Raw genomic sequence first — 19,038 nt, 5'->3', positions numbered from 1 at the left:
TCGCCTTCCGGCGCCTCCCAGTTTCAAGGAATCCGATCTATGGCCCGCTCCGCCCTTCTCAATGTCATGGTCCAGTCTGCACTCAAGGCCGGCAAGTCGCTGTCGCGCGATTTCGGCGAAGTGCAGAACCTGCAGGTCTCGGTGAAGGGCCCTGGCGATTTCGTCTCGCAGGCTGATTTCCGCGCCGAGAAGATCGTGCGTGAAGAGCTGCTCAAGGCCCGCCCGACCTATGGCTTCCTCGGCGAGGAAGGCGAAGAGATCAAGGGCACCGACGGCGCGCATCGCTGGATCGTCGATCCGCTCGACGGCACCACCAACTTCCTGCACGGCATTCCGCAGTTCGCGGTGTCGATTGCGCTCGAGCGCAATGGCGAGATCGTCGCGGGCGTCATCTTCAACCCGGCGACCGACGAACTCTACACGACGGAAAAGGGTGGCGGCGCCTTCCTCAACGATCGCCGCATCCGAGTTGGCGCCCGCAAGGTGCTGTCCGATTGCGTCGTCGGCTGCGGTGTGCCGCATCTCGGTCGTGGCCAGCACGGCAAGTTCCTCATCGAACTGCGCCATGTCATGGGCGAAGTCTCCGGCGTGCGCCGCATGGGGGCTGCAGCGCTTGACCTCGCCTATGTCGCGGCCGGTCGTCTCGACGGCTTCTGGGAAGCCCAGCTCAATGCCTGGGACATCGCGGCTGGCATTCTGCTGATCAAGGAAGCCGGCGGCTTCGTCTCCGACATGAAGGGCGGCCAGGAGATGTTCGAGAACGGCACGGTGCTTGCCGGCAACGAATATATCCGCAAGGCGCTGGAAGAGGTCGTGAACCGTCCGGTGCCGCAGGCCTGATTTCGACCGTCGGGAAAATTTTCCCAAAGTCCGCGGCTTCAATTCGTCTCAATTTTGCACTAGCCTCCGGGTCAAGATTCCCCGGAGGTTGAGCGTACCATGGCGAAAGTGAAGTTGGAGGATCTCGAGGTGGGTGAGACCCGTCCGGGAGCATACGGCCAGAAGCTCTCCAGCCCGATGCCCTTCTTCACGACGATGGTGATCTTCCTGATCATCGTGTGTTTCATCGCGGCTATCCTCTATCGGCAGGCGCATGCCGCCTTCATCACCAATCCCGGCCTGAACGGCCTGATCCTCGGCGTTCTCGTCGTCGGCATCATCCTCGTGTTTGCCCAGGTTCTAGCGCTTCGACCGGAAGTGCGCTGGTTCAATTCCTTCCGCGCGGCTGGCGACAATGCCATGCTGGTCGGCCGCGACCCTAAGCTGCTGGCGCCGATGCGGGCGCTGATCGGTGGTCGCCGGTCGATGGCGATTTCGACGGCCGCGCTGCGCTCCATTCTCGATTCGATCGGCACACGGCTAGACGAGTCGCGCGACATTACCCGCTATCTGATCGGTCTGCTCGTCTTTCTCGGTCTTCTGGGAACGTTCTGGGGACTGCTTGGCACAATCGGCTCGATCAACGAGGTCATCGGTTCGCTCGATCCTGCGTCGGGCGACGGCAACGACATCCTTCAGTCGCTGAAGGCAGGGCTTACGGCGCCGCTCGCTGGCATGGGCACGGCCTTCTCCTCGTCGCTGCTCGGTCTTTCCGGTTCGCTGATCCTTGGCTTCCTCGATCTCCAGGCTGGTCGCGCGCAGAACAGGTTCTATACCGAGCTTGAAAACTGGCTGTCTTCCGTCACCGATCTCGATTCGGAGCGTCCTGTCGCCTCCGCTTCAAACGGCGCTGTTGCCAGTGACGATATCCGCCTGCTGGTCGAGGAAATACAGAAACTCGCCAGTCGCGAGGGCAATGATCGCTCGGTCGCGGCGATTGCCGGTCTCGCCGAGGGGATCCAGGGGCTGGTCAAGAACATGCGCAACGAGCAGCAGATGCTGCGCGACTGGATCGAGGCCCAGCAGGAAGACGCGCGCGCCATGCGCAAGACGCTGGACCGGTTGAACGACAAGATCGGCGGGGCGAAGTAAATGGCGCTCGGGCGCAACCGCCGCCGCGAGCGCGGTGTCGACTACTGGCCGGGCTTCGTCGATGCCCTGTCGACGCTGCTGCTCGCGATCATGTTTCTGCTCACCGTCTTCGTCATTGCGCAGTTCATCCTGGGTCGGGAGATCTCGGGCAGGGACGAGGTGCTGAACCGGCTCAACAGCCAGATCGCCGAACTCACCCAGTTGCTGGCGCTGGAGAAGAGCGGCAACCAGGATCTCCAGGATACACTGGCATCACTGCAATCGTCTCTCTCCTCGTCTGAAAGCGAGCGCACCCGGCTGCAGCAATTGCTCGACAGCGGTGCAGGCTCGGCAGATGTCGCCAATCAGAAGGTTGGCCGGCTGACCGATGAACTCGATGCCGAAAGGCAGGTGAGTGCGCGGGCGATGAGCCAGATTGAGCTCTTGAACCAGCAGATTGCAGCGCTTCGCGCGCAGATCGCCGCCATCGAAGGTGCGCTCCAGGCTTCCGAAGCCAAGGATCAAGCGTCCCAGGCGCGCATTGCCGATCTCGGCCGTCGTCTCAACGTGGCGCTTGCCCAGCGTGTTCAGGAACTCAACCGCTATCGCTCGGACTTCTTCGGACGGCTGCGCGAAATCCTCTCCGACCGCGAGAACATCCGGATCGTCGGCGACCGCTTCGTCTTCCAGTCGGAAGTGCTCTTCCCCGTCGGTGGCGCCGATCTCGATGCGGCCGGGCAGGGGGAGATGGACAAGCTCGCTGCGGCCATTCTCGAACTCGCCCAGGAAATTCCCGAGGAAATCAACTGGGTCCTCAGGGTCGACGGGCATACCGACGCATCGCCGCTCACGGGAACGGGCCGTTATCGCGACAACTGGGAACTCTCGTCCGCGCGTGCGACATCGGTGGTCAAATACCTGATCTCCAGAGGTGTTCCCGCCAACCGTCTGGTCGCTGCAGGCTTCGGTGAATTCCAGCCGATTGCGGAGGGCGATACGCCCGACACTCTGGCACAGAACCGACGTATCGAGCTCAAGCTGACCGAGCGTTGATCCCATCCGCAACTGTTTGTGTGCCAGACAACTTGCGGCCTTGCTTACGTGCGCGTAAAAGTAAGAAAAAGCTTGTCGGGAGGAAGGCATGCGGGAATTCGATGTACTCGTCATCGGGGGAGGGCTGGCCGGTCTCGTCGCTGCAACCGAGGCTGCCGATCGCGGTCTGAAGGTTGGGCTGATCGATCAGGAAGGCGAGCAGAACCTCGGCGGACAGGCTTTCTGGTCGCTGGGCGGGCTGTTCTTTGTCGACAGTCCCGAACAGCGGCGGATGCGTATTCGCGACAGTCTGGAGCTGGCAAGGCAGGACTGGTTCGGCTCCGCCGCCTTCGACCGCACGGAAGATTTCTGGCCCCGCCAGTGGGCGGAGGCCTATCTGCAATTTGCCGCCGGCGAAAAGCGCAGCTGGCTGAAAGCCCAAGGTGTCAGCTGGTTTCCTGTGGTGGGATGGGCCGAGCGTGGCGGCGGTCATGCCGATGGACATGGCAACTCGGTCCCGCGTTTCCACGTCACCTGGGGCACGGGCCCCGGCGTGCTTGCGCCCTTCGTGCGCCGCGCCAAGGCGGCATCGGACGAGGGCAAGCTTACCTTCCTGTTCCGCCATCAGGTCGACCGCCTGACCGTGACTAATGGCGCGGTGACGGGCGCCACCGGCGTTCTTCTCGCCGGTGATGCGACGCCGCGCGGCGGATCGAGTTCCCGCAACGTCGTCGGCGAATTCGAGGTCAAGGCCGGGGCCGTCATCGTGGCTTCGGGCGGTATCGGCGGCAATCACGATCTCGTCCGCAAGAGCTGGCCGGTCGAGCGCCTGGGGCCGCCGCCGAAACATATGGTCGCAGGCGTACCGGCCCATGTCGATGGTCGCATGCTGTCGATCACTCAGGCCGTCGGCGGCGAGATCATCAATGGCGACCGGATGTGGCACTATACGGAAGGCCTGAAGAACTGGGATCCGATCTGGCCGAACCACGGTATCCGCATCCTTCCGGGGCCGTCCTCCTTCTGGTGCGATGTCGACGGCAACCGTTTCCCGGCGCCGGCCATGCCCGGCTTCGATACGCTCGGGACCCTCAAGGCAATCCGGGCGCGGGGGCATGAATATTCCTGGTTCATCCTAAACAAGGCGATCATCAAGAAGGAATTCGCCCTCTCCGGGTCGGAGCAGAACCCCGATCTGACGGACAAGAACTATCCGCTGCTGTTGAAACGCCTCGGCAAGAACCCGCCGGGCCCGGTGCAGGCCTTCATGGACAAGGGCGAGGATTTTGTCGTGCGCGACAATCTCGAAGACCTGATCGCCGGCATGAACGAGCTTTCCGGCGAATACCGGCTCGGCGTCCACCATCTGCGCGCGCAGATCGAAGCGCGCGACCGCGAGATGGAAAACAGCTTCTCCAAGGACGCGCAGGTGACTGCGATCCATGGCGCCCGCAATTATCTCGGCGACAAGCTGATGCGGACTGCCAAGCCGCACCGGCTGCTCGATCCGGCGGCCGGTCCGCTAATCGGCGTCAGGCTGCATATCCTGACGCGCAAGACGCTGGGCGGCTTACATACGGATCTCGAGGGGCGCGTGCTGAACCGCGAGAACAAGCCGGTGCCGGGGCTCTACGCGGCCGGCGAGGTGTCCGGCTTCGGCGGCGGCGGCATGCATGGCTATAATGCGCTCGAGGGCACCTTTCTCGGCGGCTGCCTGTTCTCCGGCCGCGTGGCAGGAAGAAGCGTCGGGCGATAAAGTCCGTGTACCTTACTGTGCGGCTGCAGTGAAGTCGCGGCCACCGGTCTCGAACTGCAGACGCGCGAGCTTGGCGTAGAGGCCGCCCTGCTGGATGAGGCTCTGGTGGGTGCCTTCCTCGACGATGCGGCCATCGTCGAGCACCAGAATGCGGTCGGCCTTCAGCACCGTCGCAAGTCGGTGGGCGATGACAATGGTGGTGCGGTCGCGCATCAGGCCGTCGAGCGCCTTCTGCACCAGCGTTTCGCTTTCGGCATCGAGGGCGGACGTTGCTTCATCGAGCAGCAGAAGGGGTGCGTCGCGCAGCAAGGCACGGGCAATCGCAATACGCTGGCGCTGGCCGCCAGACAGGGTCACGCCACGTTCGCCGACGATCGTATCGAAGCCGTTCTCGAGGCGTCCGATGAACTCGCTCGCCTGAGCCGCTTCTGCTGCAACCTCGACCATGCCGCGGCAGGCGTTGGGCGTGCCGAAGGCGATGTTGTCGTGGATCGACGAGGCGAAGATCGTGGTGTCCTGCGGGACGATGGCGATCCGGGCGCGTACGGCCTCGGGATCGGCTTCGCGGATGTCGACGCCATCCAGGCGGATGGTGCCGGATAGCGGATCGTAGAAGCGCAGGATGAGCGAGAAGATCGTGCTCTTTCCGGCGCCGGAGGGACCGACGATCGCGACCGTCTCGCCATGGGCGACCGAGAACGAAAGACCGTTGAGGGCAGATTTTGTCTTCGCCGAAGGGTAGCTGAAATACACGTCCTCGAAGCTGACGCTGCCCTCGGCGGGTTCGGGGAGCGCCTTCGGTACGGCGGGTGCTGCAATGGCCGGGTGTTCGGCAAGCAGTTCATGCAGGCGTTCGGCTGCACCGGCGGCTTGCGAGAGTTCGCCCCAGACTTCCGAGAGCGTGCCGAGCGAACCGGCGGCAATCAGAGAATAGAGTAGGAACTGGCCAAGCGTGCCGCCGCTCATCGTGCCTGCGAGTACGCTTTGCGCGCCGTACCAGAGGACGCCGACGACACTGCCGAAGACGAGGGCGATCGCGACGCCGGTCAGGAGCGAGCGGGAACGGATCGCGGAGCGTGCCGCTTCATAGGCACTTTCGACGGAGGACGAGTAGCGTGTGCGTGCGGCTTCCTCGGCGTTGAAGGCCTGGAGGGTGCGGGCGGCGCCAATGACTTCGCCGGCATAGGACGAGGCTTCTGCGAGCGTGTCCTGGGCGGCGCGCGAGCGCTGACGTACCGAGCGCCCGAAACCGACCAGCGGGAAGACGATGACGGGAATCGCCGCAAGCACCATGATCGAGAGCTTCGGGCTGGTCGCAATCATCATGACGATGGCGCCGAGACAGAGGATCGTGTTGCGGAGTGCCAGCGAGGCGGTGGCGCCGACGGCCGACTTCAGCTGAGTCGTGTCCGCGGTCAGGCGCGAGACGATCTCGCCGGACTGGTTGATGTCGAAGAAGGAGGGCGACAGTTTCGTCACATGGGCGAAGACGTCGCGGCGCAGATCCGCCACCACGCGCTCGCCGATGGTGATGACGTAGTAATAACGAAGCGCGCTTGCGACGGCGAGGACAAGCGCCATAACGATCATCATGGCGAAGTATGCGTTGATGAATTCGCTGTCTGCGGCCTGGAAGCCGTGGTCCAGCATCCGACGGATGGCGATCGGCAGCGCCAGCGTCGTCGCGGCTGCAAGGCAGAGAAAGATCAGCGCGCCGGCAACCAGACCCCGGTAGCGCTTGAGATAGGGAAAGAGGCTGGTCAGAGGCTTCAGAGAGCGTCGTTTCTTGTCTGTTGTGTCGGCTTCCAAGGTCACTCTGTCATGCTCCTTCAGTACCAATCTGCTTTCGCGCCATGGCACTTGTTATCCCTGCGTCCTTCATGTATAGGCACGGCATCGAATTGGGAAGCCGTAGACCAGACGGACTGTGGCTTCATCTATTGAATAGGTCCTGCCGAGGCAATTGCGGCATTTGGACCCCACGGCACAGCAGGAATAGAGCGATGAAGGCTGACATCCATCCCGACTACCACGTCATCAAGGTCGTCATGACCGACGGCACCGAATACGAGACCCGTTCGACCTGGGGTTCGGAAGGCGCCGTCATGAACCTCGAAATCGACCCGACCTCGCACCCGGCCTGGACCGGTGGCAACCAGCAGTTGCTGGACCGCGGTGGTCGCGTTTCGAAGTTCAACAAGCGCTTCGGCGGCCTCGGCCTCTGATCGTTTCGAACGATATCATACAAAAAGCCCGGCCATCGTGCCGGGCTTTTTGCATTTGCGTCTGATTCTGCCGAGTGGATCAGATGGCTGCCAGACGATCGGCGATCTCTTCGAGCGCGAGATCGTGTTTTTCAGCGAGCGTCAGGCCGAAGCGCTCCAGCTTCGAAATGTTGTCGGGCGTGGCATCATCGAGCGCGTCGTTGACCCCGACGAGCGGCGCATCCAGCCGGAAATAGTTGAGCGCCTTTCGATTGGCGGTCGTCACCACCGTCGCACCATCGGAAAAACGGGGCGGGTCGAGGTTCAACAGCTTGTTCAGCTGGTAGGACGCTGTGCTCGACTGCCCTTGCATAAGCACGGAAATCAGCGGCGTGTCGTTGGCCGGGTTGATCCAGCCACCCGCGCCCCAGCTCTTGGCCTGCTGGTAGGGGATCTTGCGGTTGGCCGATCCCGTTCCCAGTGAGAGGATGACAATGTCGTTGTCACGCCAGCCGAGCTTGCAGCCCTCGACATAGGCGGCCATGGCTGGATCGTTCGCGAAGACGCCCCCATCGATCAGCGGGATGGCCGGGATCTGTCCGTGGCTTTGACCTGCCAGGTCCTCGACCATGGCCGGCTCGAAATAGGTCGGTGCGGCCGAAGAGCCGCGCACCGCCTGCCAGAAGAGGAAGCGTTCGTGATCCTTGTCGGCATTGGTCAGGAAGACCGCACGCCGCGCATGGATGTCATAGGCAGTGATCAGCACCTTGCCGAGCGCGTCCTTGATCTCGCTTTTTTCCCCGAGCATCTGCCGCAGGATCTTCTCGAGCGGTGCGGCGTCGTAGCGTTCCTCGAACAAGCCGCCGAAATTGGCCATCTTGCGGAAGAGGCCGATGTTGAAGATCTCAGCGCCCTTGCGCTTGTAGAGATCCAGCAAGGTCCTGGGATCGGCCGCCGGCTCTGCGGGTTTCCCTGGCTTCGGGCAGGTCAGCCCCGCCGCTATGATCGCACCCGTCGACGTCCCGGCAATCAGATGGAAATAGCGATGCAGTGGTAGGCGCTTGTCCCGCTTCTCGAGCTTGTCCTTGAGGACGGTGAGGATAGCGGCTGGGATTGTACCCCTGATGCCGCCACCGTCGATCGAAAGAATGAACCTTGCCATGTGCTCAACTCCCCCTGTTCAGGAGAGTGTCGCAGAATATTTAAAGTTGTAAACGTTAATTTTTGCAATCCACTTGGTTCAGGCATGAAAAAACCCGGCGCAGCTTCGCTGGCCGGGTCGAGGTCTTGCTTGAAGCGTAATCAGCCTGCGTTGAAGGCGGTGCGAAGCAGGTTCAGCTGTGCCTGAACGCTGTTTTCGTTGTCCGGCTGGAAATCTTCTTCGCTGGCGGGACGATAGATTTCGCGGTCGAGCAGAGCGATGCGGTTCTGCAGGCGAAGCGAGCGCTCGACCAGATCGCGGAAGGCTTCCGGCAGGTCGTTCCAGCCAGGAGCAGCGCGATCGACGTTGAAGCCGTCGAGACGAACCTTGCTCTTTTCCGAGAGAACCTGATCGCGGCTCATCTCGCCATTGTTGACGGCGCGCTGCAGCAGCAGCCAGGAGGCCATCTGCATGAGGCGCGTGGTCAGGCGCATCGATTCCGCCGCGTAGAGAACGGAAGCCTGGCGCGGCAATACCTTTGCGGCTGCGCGACCCGGGCCATCGAGATAGGCGGCGGTTTCCTCAACAAGGCCCATGCCCTCGGCATAGGTCGCCTTGAACTGGCTGGACGCTGCCACACGACCGGCAAAGCTAACCGTATTCATACCGAGTTCAGACATGGATGTTTCCCTGTAAACGCATCACTTAGGCATGTAACGACAGCGCTACAAACTTGTTCCTGCCGCATTTTGTGAGGCTACGATGCTACCAATAGCCCAAATCCGCAAGGCGAAACTTAAGGAAGGGTTAATTCCCACACTTTCGTGAAACCTTTGCCGTTTTGGGCAAAAAAAGAGCCGCAAATGCGGCTCTCAAGGTAAAACAGGGAGAAATCAGAAGGAGTTTCCATGAAACGAACCAGCTGAGCCCGAAGATCGGGGTGACTGTAGTTTCCCTGAAATGGCTTAATAAACGGTAAACGCCAAGATCAGATTCAGATCGTTTCAAGACATCACGGGCGTCTCACCGAATATTGACGGCTAAGATCTCGGTCCAAACAGGCTGTCGGCGGCTTTCCTGCCAGCTTCCTTGCGGTCGATCTCCGCCCTGATTCGGTCGATCTCGGTCTCCAGAAGCGAAATTCGGTGGCGAAGTTCGTCAGCCGAGATGGCGGAGAGCTCGCAGCCAAGCTCGTGGCCGGTGCTGCGCTTGCGTGCTTCTTCATCGATGATCATGGGCGTGCCTCCATTGGATGAGTGTCGTCCAATTCATCCTGCTCCGGCAAGGGGGCGGCACGTGGATCGAGGCTCAAGCCTTCCGGCGTGCTGCTCATCGGCGATGCCGAGATCGGCAGGTTTGGCACGTTTTCACGATCCTCGGCCGGTATCGCCGCGCGCGTCCGGCTGCGGTAGATCGCATAGGCCGAAATCAGCAGGTGCGCGACTGCCGTCACCGCAAAGAGCGCATAGGGGCCGGCCGCCGTCATGACCGGGCCGCCGAGCGTCGGTCCGATGATCGTGCCGATGCCGAAGAGCAGCAGCAGTCCGCCGGAGACCTTCACGAACTCGTCGGGTTTGGCGAAGTCGTTGGCGTGGGCCACGGCGATCGGATAGAGCGCATTGGCGGCGGCGCCGTATATGCCGACGAAGATGAAGATCCAGAGCGGATCAGAAGGCGTGATGGCGACCATGGCGAGGGCTGCGAAGGCGGCGAGCGCCGAGAGTGCTGCCAAGACGTAGCGGCGATCGATGCGATCGGAGAGCTTGCCGGCCGGAAACTGCATGATGGCGCCGAGGAAGATCGTGACCGACAGGAGCAGCGCGATGGTCGACGGGTCGAGACCGACGCGTGATCCGAAGACGGCCCCGAGCGTGCCATAGGCACCGTTGGCGATGCCAATCATGAGGATGCCAACGAAGGAAACGGGTGAGTTGCGGTAGAGTAATGGCAAGTCGAGCTTGATGGACCGGAGCGGCTGCGGCGTGGCTGCCGTCGACATCAAGGTTGGCATGATCGCGAAGCCGTAGACTATGCCGCAGATCATGAAGAGAATGGTCGTTGCCGGGTCAAAGGCGCCTACCAGCATCTGTCCCGCCACCACACCGATCAGCGTGATCGAGATGTAGAACGAGAAAATCATGCCGCGGCTCTCATTGGTCGCGCGCTCGTTCAGCCAGCTCTCGATAATCATCGACGTGCCTGCGGTGCAGAAACCTGTGATGACGCGCAGTGCGACCCACCAGGTGGCATCGACAACGATGCCGGTGAGGAGAGCGTTCACCAGGATCAGGGCAACGAAGGTCGAGAAGGCCCGGACATGGCCGACCCTAACCACCAGCTTGGGTGCAACGAAGCAGCCGAGCACGAAGCCGGCAGCCCAGGTGGTGCCGAGCAGGCCGAGGACTTCGTTGGAATAGCCTTCGGCGGCCCCGCGCACGGGCAGGAGCAGACCATGCAGGCCGTTTCCGAGGAAGAGGAAGAGCGTGCCCAGAAGCAGGGCCATTACCGGCAGAAGATTACGTCTCATGGCATTCTTGTCGATTGGTGTGGAGGGCGCCCGAATCGGAGGAGCACGGCACGATCACAATAGAAGGATCTTCCTACCGTTGTCTGAATGCGACCTTGGTGCTTGCAGGATCAAGTTCTGGCGGGCAAAAGTGACAGTGGTGTGGCTGCCCCGCCGCAGCAAGAGCGGCAGATACGACATTTCGTGCGGCCTCCACAGGGAAATTCAATGACCAAGGCCATATCCGCCTTCCTGATCCTTGCCATGATCGTGCAGATCATCAAGCCGCTCGGCCTTCCGGGCCTGAGGCGACGGAGCGATTTCTGGAAACTCGCCATCGTCGCCTTCGTCACCTGGTCGGTCACGCTTCTGATTCGACCCTGAGATCTCTCACTGAGGTGCTGCGGCCTTTTCCGTCTTCCATTCGGGCAGCGGGAAGACACGGTCATAGGCCCAATTGAAGACGAAGGCGTAGACCAGATAAAAGAGGGCAAAGGCGACGTCCATGACGAAGGCCTGCCAGAGGCTGATCTGCAGATACCAGGCGATGAACGGCATCAGGATCATCAGCAGGCCGGCCTCGAAGAGGACGGCGTGAAGGACACGCACAGGCACCGTCTTCAGCGTCGTGCCGGTGAGGCGGCGCAGAAGGTGGTCGAAGCCGAGATTGTAGATGTAGTTCCAGAAGGTCGCGAGGGTCGCGCCGACGACACCGACGACACCGATGTCTTTCGCTGGCATTGCGAATGCCAGGGTGCCGAGCGGGATGACCAAGCCCAGTCCGATGAGTTCAAAGCTGATGGCGTGGCGAATACGATCTGCGGTCTTCCGCATGTTCTTCCCTCCGGGAAAACAGGCGGGTCGTCCCGCAGTCAATCAGGCCCATTGTGGGGAGGTCGTCCTCGGGTTTTGATATAGTCGTGTGGCGCTGAGGCGGCAAGGTACGCTCGTCGAAGTTTTCGGCGGGTATTATTGTCCGGGAAACTAGAGTGCCAGCTGACCCCGCATGACAAGGACGGAGCTTCCGGTGATCTCGACATGGTCGAAGACCCCGTTGCTTGTCCGTACGGCAAGCCTGATCAGGCTGCGGCGTCCCATCTCCACGCCCTGTTCCACGAGAATATGTCGCTCTTCCGGTGCCTGTGCTAGCGTCGTCAGGAAGGCGCCGAGGGCTGCCGATGCGCTGCCGGTTGCCGGGTCTTCGATCACATTGTCGAAAGGCGCGAACATGCGCGCACGCAGATGATCTGCACCGACCCAGGTGTAGAGGAAGGTGGCGCAGTCGCAATCTTCGCCGGCATGCATCAGCCTCAGGGCCGTCAGCGGCTCCAGACGAGACGCAGCCCTTGCCAGCGCGTCGAGGTTTGCCACCTCGATCAGAATGAACTTCAATCCTACGGACGCGAATATGGGCTGGTGCCGGATGGTGACAATGTCATCCGGCGCAAGGGCTATGCAGGGTGCCATGAGCTCGGGTGCAATCGATGCGCCTGTTGTCAGGGGTCCGGGTGCTCGGATGGTGGTTGCCGTCACCATGCCGTCTGCATCCCGGTTCACGCTCACCTCGACCAACCCCGCTTTCTCCTCGAAGCGGATACGATCCACGACAGGCTTGCCGAAGACATTACCCTCGACGGCCAGAGCGTGGGCAGTGCCGACATTGGGATGACCGGCGAAGGGTACCTCCGTCACCGGCGTGAAGATGCGGACTTCTGCCGTGTTGCCGTCATCTTTTGGCGGAAGCACGAAGGTCGTCTCGGAATAGCCGAACTCGGCCGAGATGGCCTGCATCTGCTCGTCACTCAAGCCCCGAGCGTCAGTGATGACGGCGAGCGGGTTGCCGCAGAAGCGGGTGTCGGTGAAAACGTCGAGGGTGACGAAGGGAATGCTGCGGGAAGGGGACGGCATGGCGGCTCCAGAGGATCTCTGCCCGACTGATAACGCAAGAAGCCCGGCGCATGGCCGAGCTTTCGTGTCCTGATGACAAGATTTCGCGTGCGGCCGCGGATCAACCGGAGGCCGTGAACGCCGTCTATTCGGCGGCAATCGCGCCGACCTTGTTGACGCTTGCGGCGTAGATCTGGTCGATGGTTGCGGCGATGCTCGTATTGAACTCGGCATCGCTCATCGAGACGCGCAGCTTCTCGGCCAGCGCACGCGAGAAGCTTGCGATCATCCCGTGGTTCTGGCTCAGCTTCTGACAGGCGTCCGCCGTGCTGTAACCGCCGGAAAGGGCGACGACCCGAACGACGGAGGGATGCGAAACGAGAGGCGCGTAAAAATCGGCGACTGTGGGAATGGTGAGCTTCAGCATGACCTTGTCGCCGGATGGCAGCTTGTTGAGCTCGGCCGCGATCGCATCGCGAAGGATTGCCTCGGCCTCGGCCTTGGTCGGGCTCTTGATCGAGACTTCCGGCTCGACGATCGGGACGAGGTCCTGGCCGATGATCTGGCGCGCGACTTCGAACTGCTGTTTGACCACGGCTGCGATGCCGGCCTTGTCGGCATGGGCGATGACCGAGCGCATCTTGGTGCCGAAGATGCCCTTGTCGCGTCCGCGGATCAGGAGCGCGTCGAGGTCGGGCATGGGCTTCATCAGCTGAACGCCGTTCTCTTCGTCACGCAGTCCCTTGTCGATCTTGAGAAAGGGCACGACGCCGCGTTTCTCCCAAAGAAAGGTTGGGACAGGCTCGCCGTCGACATCGCCGTCCATCGTGCGCTCGAAGAGGATCGCGCCGATGACCTTGTCGCCGGAGAAGGCCGGTGCCTTCATGATGCGCACGCGCATGGCGTGGATCAGGCGATACATTTCGTCATCGCCGCTATAGTCGGTTTCGGCGACGCCGTAGAGGCGCAGGGCGCCGGGTGTCGAACCCCCGCTCTGGTCCAGCGCGGCGATAAAGCCGGGCGCCGAGGTGATCTTGTTCAACATTTTCGCGTCCACCATATCTCACTCCTATCCCTGAACATGGCGCGCAACGCGCCGGACAATTCTTATCGTCGTAGACGGACTACGCGGCCGCCCCGGTTACTCTTCGACCGCTTTCAGGTCATTCCGACCTTCGTGTCTCCGGCGATAACAGAACTTCCGCGACGGGAAAATGGTGCGCTAACCTATTGAAACGATTGAAATCATTTCAATCGTTTGAAAATTCAAAGATTTTTAAATGCGTTTCAAACGAAGTTAGCTTCGCGGTCCTTCCAGCGCCTTCCTCCCAATAGCCCTTTAAAGATCCGAACCCGTTGACTGTGCCCGAGGTTCCCTCACGAGGATGGTAACACGTCTCTGTCGACGGCCAAATGACGCACGAAAAAACCGCGCGCCCGGAAGGCACGCGGTTCATCGAAATATCGGGCTGTTCAGCCGCTGTGTTCAGCCCTTGGTGAGGACAGCCACGCCCGGCAGTTCCTTGCCTTCCATCCATTCCAGGAAGGCGCCGCCGGCGGTCGAGACATAAGAGAAGTCGTCGGCCACTTCGGCATGGTTCAGGGCGGATACCGTGTCGCCGCCGCCAGCGACGGATACGAGCTTGCCGGCTCTTGTCTGTTCAGCGGCATGCAGGGCGGCCGAGACGGTCGCCTTGTCGAAGGGAGCGATCTCGAAGGCGCCCAACGGTCCGTTCCAGACCAGCGTCGCAGCCTTCTCGATCCAGCCGTTGATCAGCTCGACCGACTTCGGGCCGACATCGAGCATCATCGCATCAGCCGGGATAGCGTTGATGTCGACGGTTTCGTTGGCGGCGTTCGCCTTGAACTCGCGGGCGACAACGCCGTCGACCGGAAGCACGATGGCGCAGCCGGCGGTCTTTGCCGTCTCCATGATCGAGCGGGCGGTATCTGCAAGGTCATGCTCGCAGAGCGACTTGCCGACATTGATGCCTTGCGCTGCGATAAAAGTGTTGGCCATGCCGCCGCCGATGACGAGCGCATCGACCTTGGTCACGAGGTTGGACAAGAGGTCAATCTTGGTCGAGACCTTGGCGCCGCCGACGATGGCAACGACGGGGCGCGTCGGCTGTCCGAGGCCCTTTTCGAGGGCTTCGAGTTCGGCCTGCATGGTGCGACCGGCATAGGCGGGCAGGTGGTGGGCGAGACCTTCGGTCGAGGCATGCGCGCGGTGCGCTGCCGAGAAGGCGTCGTTGACGTAGAGGTCGCCGTTCTTGGCGAGCTCAGCGGTAAAGCCGGCTTCGTTCTTCTCTTCGCCCTTGTGGAAGCGGGTGTTTTCGAGAAGCAGGATGTCGCCATTTTCCATCTTGGCGATGGCATCTGCTGCCGGGGCGCCGATGCAGTCGGAGGCGAAGGCGACGCGCTGGTCGAGCACTTCCTCGACGGCCGGGGCAATCAGCGACAGCGACTGGTCAGCCACCGGTTCACCCTTGGGGCGGCCGAAATGCGCCAGCAGGATAACCTTGGCACCCTTCTCGGACAGTTCGAGGATCGTCGGCGCCACACGCTCGATGCGCGTCGTGTCGGAAACCTTGCCGTCGGTGACGGGCACGTTGAGGTCGACGCGGACAAGCACGCGCTTGCCTGCGATGTCGGTGAGATCGTCGAGTGTCTTGAAAGCCGGCATGAGTTACCCGTCTTGAATGCTGTTGAATGGGGCTGACGGGCCGGACCTTACACCGCTTGCGTGACGGCGCAAGGCAAGCGCCGTCATTTTTCGCCGCCGATTTCGCCTCTTGCGGCAGCCCGCTTGCGGCGCAGGTAATCGCGGGTCGCGTGGGCAAGTTCACGCAGGTTGAGAAAGATCGGCCAGGTGGTCGCCGGCTCTACCGGCTCCATGGAAACGCCAACCGTGGCAATATGGCCATGTTCGTCAATGTCGCGAACAATGAGCACGATGGTGCCGAGACGGACGCGATCGGCATAATCGGCGCGACCGCCGAGACGCTGGGTGATCATCTCGGCAACCGTCTTGCCGCGTTCACTGTCCGTGATCGACAGGGGGCCATAGGCTTCGTCGAGGTCGCGGACATGGGTCGAGGGCGAAATGGCAAAAGTGCCAAAGAACTCGCCATCGTCCTCTTCCACGGGTGCCTCGGTTGCAAACAAGCGGTCGAGCAGTTTCGAGTAGCTCGGTGCGATGAAGAGATAGACCTGATCATTCTCGCGCAGGCGCCCTGCATATTGATAGCGCATGGACTTGCCGTCACGAATGACCAGCGAAGGCATCGCCCAGCGGGGAATGCGCTCGCCTCCCAATACGGGACTGCCGGCCACCACACGATAGGCCAGCAGCTCATGATTGGCCGTCCCCGGCAGGTCGAGTTCGACCTTGTCGATGGCGCCGATGCGCGGCGGGATGATCAGGCCGAGGCGTTTTGCGAGCGGCTTGATGGTCCAGCCCTGCAGGACGAGCGAGATCATGACGACGATGAAGGCCGTGTTGAAGAAGGTCTGGCCGTTTTCCATCGCTCCGACGACGGGCACGATGCCGAGCAGGATCGAGACCGCGCCGCGCAAGCCCACCCAGGCGATGAAACCGGTTTCACGCTGCGTGAAGTCGAAGGGCAAGAGACACAGCCAGACAGCGATCGGTCGGGCGATGAAGACCAGGAAAAGAGCGAGCAGAACTGCCGGCAGCAGGATTTCCGGGAACTGCGACGGGGTCGCCAGCAGTCCGAGGACAAGGAACATGATGATCTGGGCGAGCCAGGTCATGCCGTCCTGGAAGCGCTTGATCGAGACCGTTGAGGGCAGTTTGCGCGAACCTGCGTAGATGCCGGCCACGTAGACGGCGAGGAATCCGCTGCCGCCGATCAGGCCGGTGAAGGCGAAGATCATCAGCGCCATTGCCAGCATGAAAATCGGGGCGAGCCCCTGCTCGATCTGCAGCTTGCGCAAGATGAAGGCGATCGAAGCGCCACCGAGGAGGCCAAGAATCAGGCCTATGCCCATCTGTTCGATGAAGAGCCTGAGCAGTTCGAGCGACAGGCCGTCGGAGCCGCTGCCGGTCGTAATCAGTTCGACGAGCGCGATGGTCAGGAAGATCGCCATCGGGTCGTTGGTTCCGGATTCGACTTCCAGGGAGGAACGAACCCTGTCGCGGATGTTGATGCCGCCGATACGGAGAAGGAAGAACACGGCTGCGGCGTCGGTGGAGCCCAGGATCGCGCCGAGCAACATGCCTTCGAGATAGCTGAGGCCGAACAGAAAATGCGCGGCGACCCCGACGAGGAGGGTGGTCAGCAGCACTCCCAGTGTCGCCAGAGTGAGGGCAGGGCCTGCTGAAAGGCGGAAGGACTGGAGCGAGGTGCCGAAACCGGAATCGAAAAGAACGACCGCGAGAGCAAGCGAGCCGATCACGTAGGCAAGCGGGAAGTTTGAAAACTCGATGCCGAGACCATCGACGCCGGCACCGAGGCCGATTGTCAGGAACAGCAGCAGAAGGGGAGCACCGAAGCGGAAGGCTATGAGGCTCGAAAAAGCGGCCAGGAACACCAGGGCTGTCGCAACCAGCGTGACCGCATAGAACTCACTCAATCCTCTTCCCCTCTCGCCCGATTACCAATCCCCGAGATCCCACGTTCTAGGACAGGCATGGCGGCTGTCAGACCGATTGCGTCTGCGCGAGCGACATGCCTACAGGCTGACAATTTCATGAAACTCAGATTTGCCGGATGGCAGTAAGAAAATGAAATGGGATCATGATGATATTAGGGCGGATTTAAATTTTTAAATCCGCCCTAACCGACTCTTACCTAGGTTCCGACAGGAGACCCTTGATCAAGGCATAGCTGGCGCCCAGCAAGACGATCGCGAAGGGCAGGCCGGTGGAGACCGCCATGGCCTGAAGCGCCACGAGACCCCCGCCGAGAAGCAGTGCAACGGCCACTAGGCCTTCGAAAGTCGCCCAGAAGACGCGTTGCGGGACCGGTGCATTGACCTTGCCGCCTGCCGAAATCGTGTCGATGACCAGCGAGCCGGAGTCCGACGAGGTCACGAAGAAGACGATTACGAGCACGATGCCGATGAAGGACGTCACCGCTGTGATCGGCAGATGCGCCAGCATTTCGAAGAGCTGCAGTTCAAGGGCTGCATCCTGAACGCTGGTCAGGCCGTCATTGACGAGCTGGCTGATCGCCGTGCCGCCGAGCGCCGTCATCCAGAGGACGGAGACAAGCGAGGGGATGAGCAGGACTGCCGTCAGAAGGCCGCGAACCGTGCGACCACGGCTGACGCGCGCGATGAACATGCCGACAAACGGCGACCAGCTGATCCACCAGGCCCAGTAGAAGGCCGTCCAGCCCTGCGAGAAGTTGGTGTCTTCTCGACCGAACGGATTGGCGAGAGCCGGCAGATAGGTCGCATAGGCCTTGAGGTTCAGGAAGAAGCCCTGGATGATCTGCATGGTCGGGCCAACGGCGATGACGAAGAGCAGCAGCAGGGCTGCCAGACCAAGGTTGACCTCCGACAGAAGTTTCACGCCCTTGTCCATGCCGGCAACCACCGATGCAATAGCAATGCAGGTGATGGCGAGCACGAGCAGGATCATCGTGGTTTCCGTCGAGGGAATGCCGAAGAGGAATTCCAGACCGGCACTAGCCTGCTGGGCTCCGATACCGAGCGAGGTGGAGAGGCCGAAGATGGTGGCAAAGACCGCGAGAATGTCGATCACATGGCCCGGCCAGCCCCAGACGCGCTCGCCGAAGATCGGGTAGAAGATCGAACGCAAGGTGAGCGGCAAGCCCTTGTTGAAGGAGAAGAGTGCGAGCGAAAGCGCGACGATGGCATAGATCGCCCAGGGATGCAGGCCCCAGTGGAAGATCGTGGCGGCCATGGCAAGCCGGCGTGCTGCTTCTGGATCGCCAGCGGCGCCATTCAGCGGCGCCCAGTCCGTGCGAACGCCGTCTTCGAAGACCGGTCCGCCAAGCGCTGCCGTGAAATGCCCCATGGGCTCTGAAACCCCGTAGAACATCAGGCCAATGCCCATGCCGGCGGCAAAGAGCATCGAGAACCAGGCGAGATTGCCGTAATCCGGTGTTGCTTCCGGTCCGCCAAGACGGATTCGCCCGAGCGGTGAGAGGATGAGGCCGATGCAGACGAGCACGAAGACATTGCCGGTCAGCAGGAAGAACCAGTCGAGATTGCTCGTCAAGAAGTTTCTCAGGCCCGTGAAGGCTGGTTCAAGCGTGGTCTGGAAGGCCAGCGTCAGGAAGGTAAATAGTACGATTGACAGAGCCGAGACGCTGAAGACGACATTATGGATGTCGAGCTCGAAGACGAAACGGCGGCGGAAGTTGATGTTGTCTTGACCGATCTCATAATCAGTGTCGATGATTTCGGTCCGCCCTTCGGGCGCCGGTATCGCATCTTCGGCGACGGCTGTATGGGGATCGGTCGTTGTGAGAGCCAATGGTCCGGTATCCTTTCGATGTCTTCAGGGGCAAAACAACCCCGGGAGAAGGCGCGGGTTGTGCGCCAGAATGTGGTGAAGCGACCACAA

The 19,038-nt window shown here is 61.5% G+C and carries 17 protein-coding genes; 6 read left to right on the top strand and 11 right to left on the bottom strand.

Annotated elements, in window-relative coordinates:
- The first annotated feature begins 39 nt into the window (after positions 1-39).
- The 4 genes from QWE_RS14320 (at position 40) to QWE_RS14305 (ending at position 4,738) form a co-directional block, all read left to right on the top strand.
- Positions 40-840, top strand: a complete 801-nt coding sequence (locus tag QWE_RS14320) for an inositol monophosphatase family protein (protein ID WP_006726863.1) — start codon at positions 40-42, stop codon at positions 838-840.
- Between the two features lie 99 nt (positions 841-939).
- Positions 940-1,971, top strand: coding sequence for a hypothetical protein (locus QWE_RS14315; protein ID WP_006726862.1), 1,032 nt, complete (start codon positions 940-942; stop codon positions 1,969-1,971).
- Positions 1,972-3,003 (top strand): peptidoglycan -binding protein, encoded by a 1,032-nt coding sequence (locus QWE_RS14310; protein ID WP_006726861.1) that lies wholly within the window; start codon positions 1,972-1,974, stop codon positions 3,001-3,003. It begins immediately after the preceding gene.
- Between the two features lie 88 nt (positions 3,004-3,091).
- On the top strand, positions 3,092-4,738 hold the full coding sequence (locus QWE_RS14305) for an FAD-binding dehydrogenase (RefSeq protein WP_006726860.1): 1,647 nt from the start codon (positions 3,092-3,094) through the stop codon (positions 4,736-4,738).
- A 12-nt stretch (positions 4,739-4,750) separates the two neighbouring features.
- Here QWE_RS14305 and QWE_RS14300 read toward each other — a convergent pair whose 3' ends face one another.
- Complete coding sequence (locus tag QWE_RS14300; protein ID WP_006726859.1) at positions 4,751-6,553, bottom strand: ABC transporter transmembrane domain-containing protein; 1,803 nt, start codon at positions 6,551-6,553, stop codon at positions 4,751-4,753.
- A gap of 188 nt (positions 6,554-6,741) precedes the next feature.
- On the opposite strand from QWE_RS14300, the gene rpmE reads away from it, so the two are divergent.
- On the top strand, positions 6,742-6,963 hold the full coding sequence (rpmE, locus tag QWE_RS14295; RefSeq protein ID WP_006726858.1) for a 50S ribosomal protein L31: 222 nt from the start codon (positions 6,742-6,744) through the stop codon (positions 6,961-6,963).
- Positions 6,964-7,042: 79 nt separating this feature from the next.
- On the opposite strand, the gene QWE_RS14290 is transcribed toward rpmE, so the two are convergent.
- From QWE_RS14290 to QWE_RS14275, 4 genes are all read right to left on the bottom strand, one after another.
- On the bottom strand, positions 7,043-8,104 hold the full coding sequence (locus QWE_RS14290) for a patatin-like phospholipase family protein (RefSeq protein ID WP_006726857.1): 1,062 nt from the start codon (positions 8,102-8,104) through the stop codon (positions 7,043-7,045).
- Between the two features lie 140 nt (positions 8,105-8,244).
- Positions 8,245-8,763, bottom strand: coding sequence for a protease adaptor protein RcdA (rcdA, locus tag QWE_RS14285; protein WP_006726856.1), 519 nt, complete (start codon positions 8,761-8,763; stop codon positions 8,245-8,247).
- 360 nt (positions 8,764-9,123) lie between these two features.
- The gene (locus QWE_RS14280; RefSeq protein WP_006726855.1) at positions 9,124-9,318 is read right to left on the bottom strand and encodes a DUF1192 domain-containing protein; all 195 of its coding nucleotides are present in this window, start codon (positions 9,316-9,318) and stop codon (positions 9,124-9,126) included.
- Entirely contained in the window at positions 9,315-10,610 is a 1,296-nt protein-coding gene (locus tag QWE_RS14275; protein ID WP_040300268.1) for an MFS transporter, read from the bottom strand. The genes QWE_RS14280 and QWE_RS14275 overlap by 4 nt, the downstream gene beginning before the upstream one ends.
- Before the next feature lie 207 nt (positions 10,611-10,817).
- Here QWE_RS14275 and QWE_RS25475 point away from each other — a divergent pair, with 207 nt between their 5' ends.
- Complete coding sequence (locus QWE_RS25475) at positions 10,818-10,973, top strand: hypothetical protein (RefSeq protein WP_006726853.1); 156 nt, start codon at positions 10,818-10,820, stop codon at positions 10,971-10,973.
- Between the two features lie 6 nt (positions 10,974-10,979).
- Here QWE_RS25475 and QWE_RS14270 read toward each other — a convergent pair whose 3' ends face one another.
- The 6 genes from QWE_RS14270 to QWE_RS14245 form a co-directional block, all read right to left on the bottom strand.
- Positions 10,980-11,423 (bottom strand): PACE efflux transporter, encoded by a 444-nt coding sequence (locus QWE_RS14270; RefSeq protein WP_006726852.1) that lies wholly within the window; start codon positions 11,421-11,423, stop codon positions 10,980-10,982.
- Positions 11,424-11,573: 150 nt separating this feature from the next.
- A complete protein-coding gene (locus QWE_RS14265; protein ID WP_006726851.1) occupies positions 11,574-12,497 on the bottom strand; it encodes a PhzF family phenazine biosynthesis protein in 924 nt (307 codons plus the stop codon).
- 124 nt (positions 12,498-12,621) lie between these two features.
- On the bottom strand, positions 12,622-13,536 hold the full coding sequence (locus QWE_RS14260) for a fructose bisphosphate aldolase (RefSeq protein ID WP_006726850.1): 915 nt from the start codon (positions 13,534-13,536) through the stop codon (positions 12,622-12,624).
- Positions 13,537-13,962: 426 nt separating this feature from the next.
- On the bottom strand, positions 13,963-15,162 hold the full coding sequence (locus tag QWE_RS14255; protein ID WP_006726849.1) for a phosphoglycerate kinase: 1,200 nt from the start codon (positions 15,160-15,162) through the stop codon (positions 13,963-13,965).
- An 83-nt stretch (positions 15,163-15,245) separates the two neighbouring features.
- Positions 15,246-17,075, bottom strand: a complete 1,830-nt coding sequence (locus tag QWE_RS14250; RefSeq protein ID WP_006726848.1) for a potassium/proton antiporter — start codon at positions 17,073-17,075, stop codon at positions 15,246-15,248.
- A 214-nt stretch (positions 17,076-17,289) separates the two neighbouring features.
- A complete protein-coding gene (locus QWE_RS14245) occupies positions 17,290-18,948 on the bottom strand; it encodes a BCCT family transporter (RefSeq protein ID WP_006726847.1) in 1,659 nt (552 codons plus the stop codon).
- Positions 18,949-19,038: the final 90 nt, after the last annotated feature.

The sequence above is a fragment of the Agrobacterium albertimagni AOL15 genome (assembly GCF_000300855.1).
In the GTDB taxonomy this organism is placed as follows: Bacteria; Pseudomonadota; Alphaproteobacteria; order Rhizobiales; family Rhizobiaceae; genus Allorhizobium; species Allorhizobium albertimagni.
Note: the sequence above shows the minus strand (reverse complement) of the source record. Positions and strands in the feature narration are given on the sequence as shown.

Excerpts from the sequence above, each read along its gene's own strand:
- QWE_RS14320 (WP_006726863.1), top strand. The coding sequence starts at position 40 with ATGGCCCGCTCCGCCCTTCTCAATGTCATGGTCCAGTCTGCACTCAAG.
- QWE_RS14315 (WP_006726862.1), top strand. The coding sequence starts at position 940 with ATGGCGAAAGTGAAGTTGGAGGATCTCGAGGTGGGTGAGACCCGTCCG.
- QWE_RS14310 (WP_006726861.1), top strand. The coding sequence starts at position 1,972 with ATGGCGCTCGGGCGCAACCGCCGCCGCGAGCGCGGTGTCGACTACTGG.
- QWE_RS14305 (WP_006726860.1), top strand. The coding sequence starts at position 3,092 with ATGCGGGAATTCGATGTACTCGTCATCGGGGGAGGGCTGGCCGGTCTC.
- rpmE (WP_006726858.1), top strand. The coding sequence starts at position 6,742 with ATGAAGGCTGACATCCATCCCGACTACCACGTCATCAAGGTCGTCATG.
- QWE_RS14290 (WP_006726857.1), bottom strand. The coding sequence starts at position 8,104 with ATGGCAAGGTTCATTCTTTCGATCGACGGTGGCGGCATCAGGGGTACA.
- rcdA (WP_006726856.1), bottom strand. The coding sequence starts at position 8,763 with ATGTCTGAACTCGGTATGAATACGGTTAGCTTTGCCGGTCGTGTGGCA.
- QWE_RS14280 (WP_006726855.1), bottom strand. The coding sequence starts at position 9,318 with ATGATCATCGATGAAGAAGCACGCAAGCGCAGCACCGGCCACGAGCTT.
- QWE_RS14275 (WP_040300268.1), bottom strand. The coding sequence starts at position 10,610 with ATGAGACGTAATCTTCTGCCGGTAATGGCCCTGCTTCTGGGCACGCTC.
- QWE_RS25475 (WP_006726853.1), top strand. The coding sequence starts at position 10,818 with ATGACCAAGGCCATATCCGCCTTCCTGATCCTTGCCATGATCGTGCAG.
- QWE_RS14270 (WP_006726852.1), bottom strand. The coding sequence starts at position 11,423 with ATGCGGAAGACCGCAGATCGTATTCGCCACGCCATCAGCTTTGAACTC.
- QWE_RS14265 (WP_006726851.1), bottom strand. The coding sequence starts at position 12,497 with ATGCCGTCCCCTTCCCGCAGCATTCCCTTCGTCACCCTCGACGTTTTC.
- QWE_RS14260 (WP_006726850.1), bottom strand. The coding sequence starts at position 13,536 with ATGGTGGACGCGAAAATGTTGAACAAGATCACCTCGGCGCCCGGCTTT.
- QWE_RS14255 (WP_006726849.1), bottom strand. The coding sequence starts at position 15,162 with ATGCCGGCTTTCAAGACACTCGACGATCTCACCGACATCGCAGGCAAG.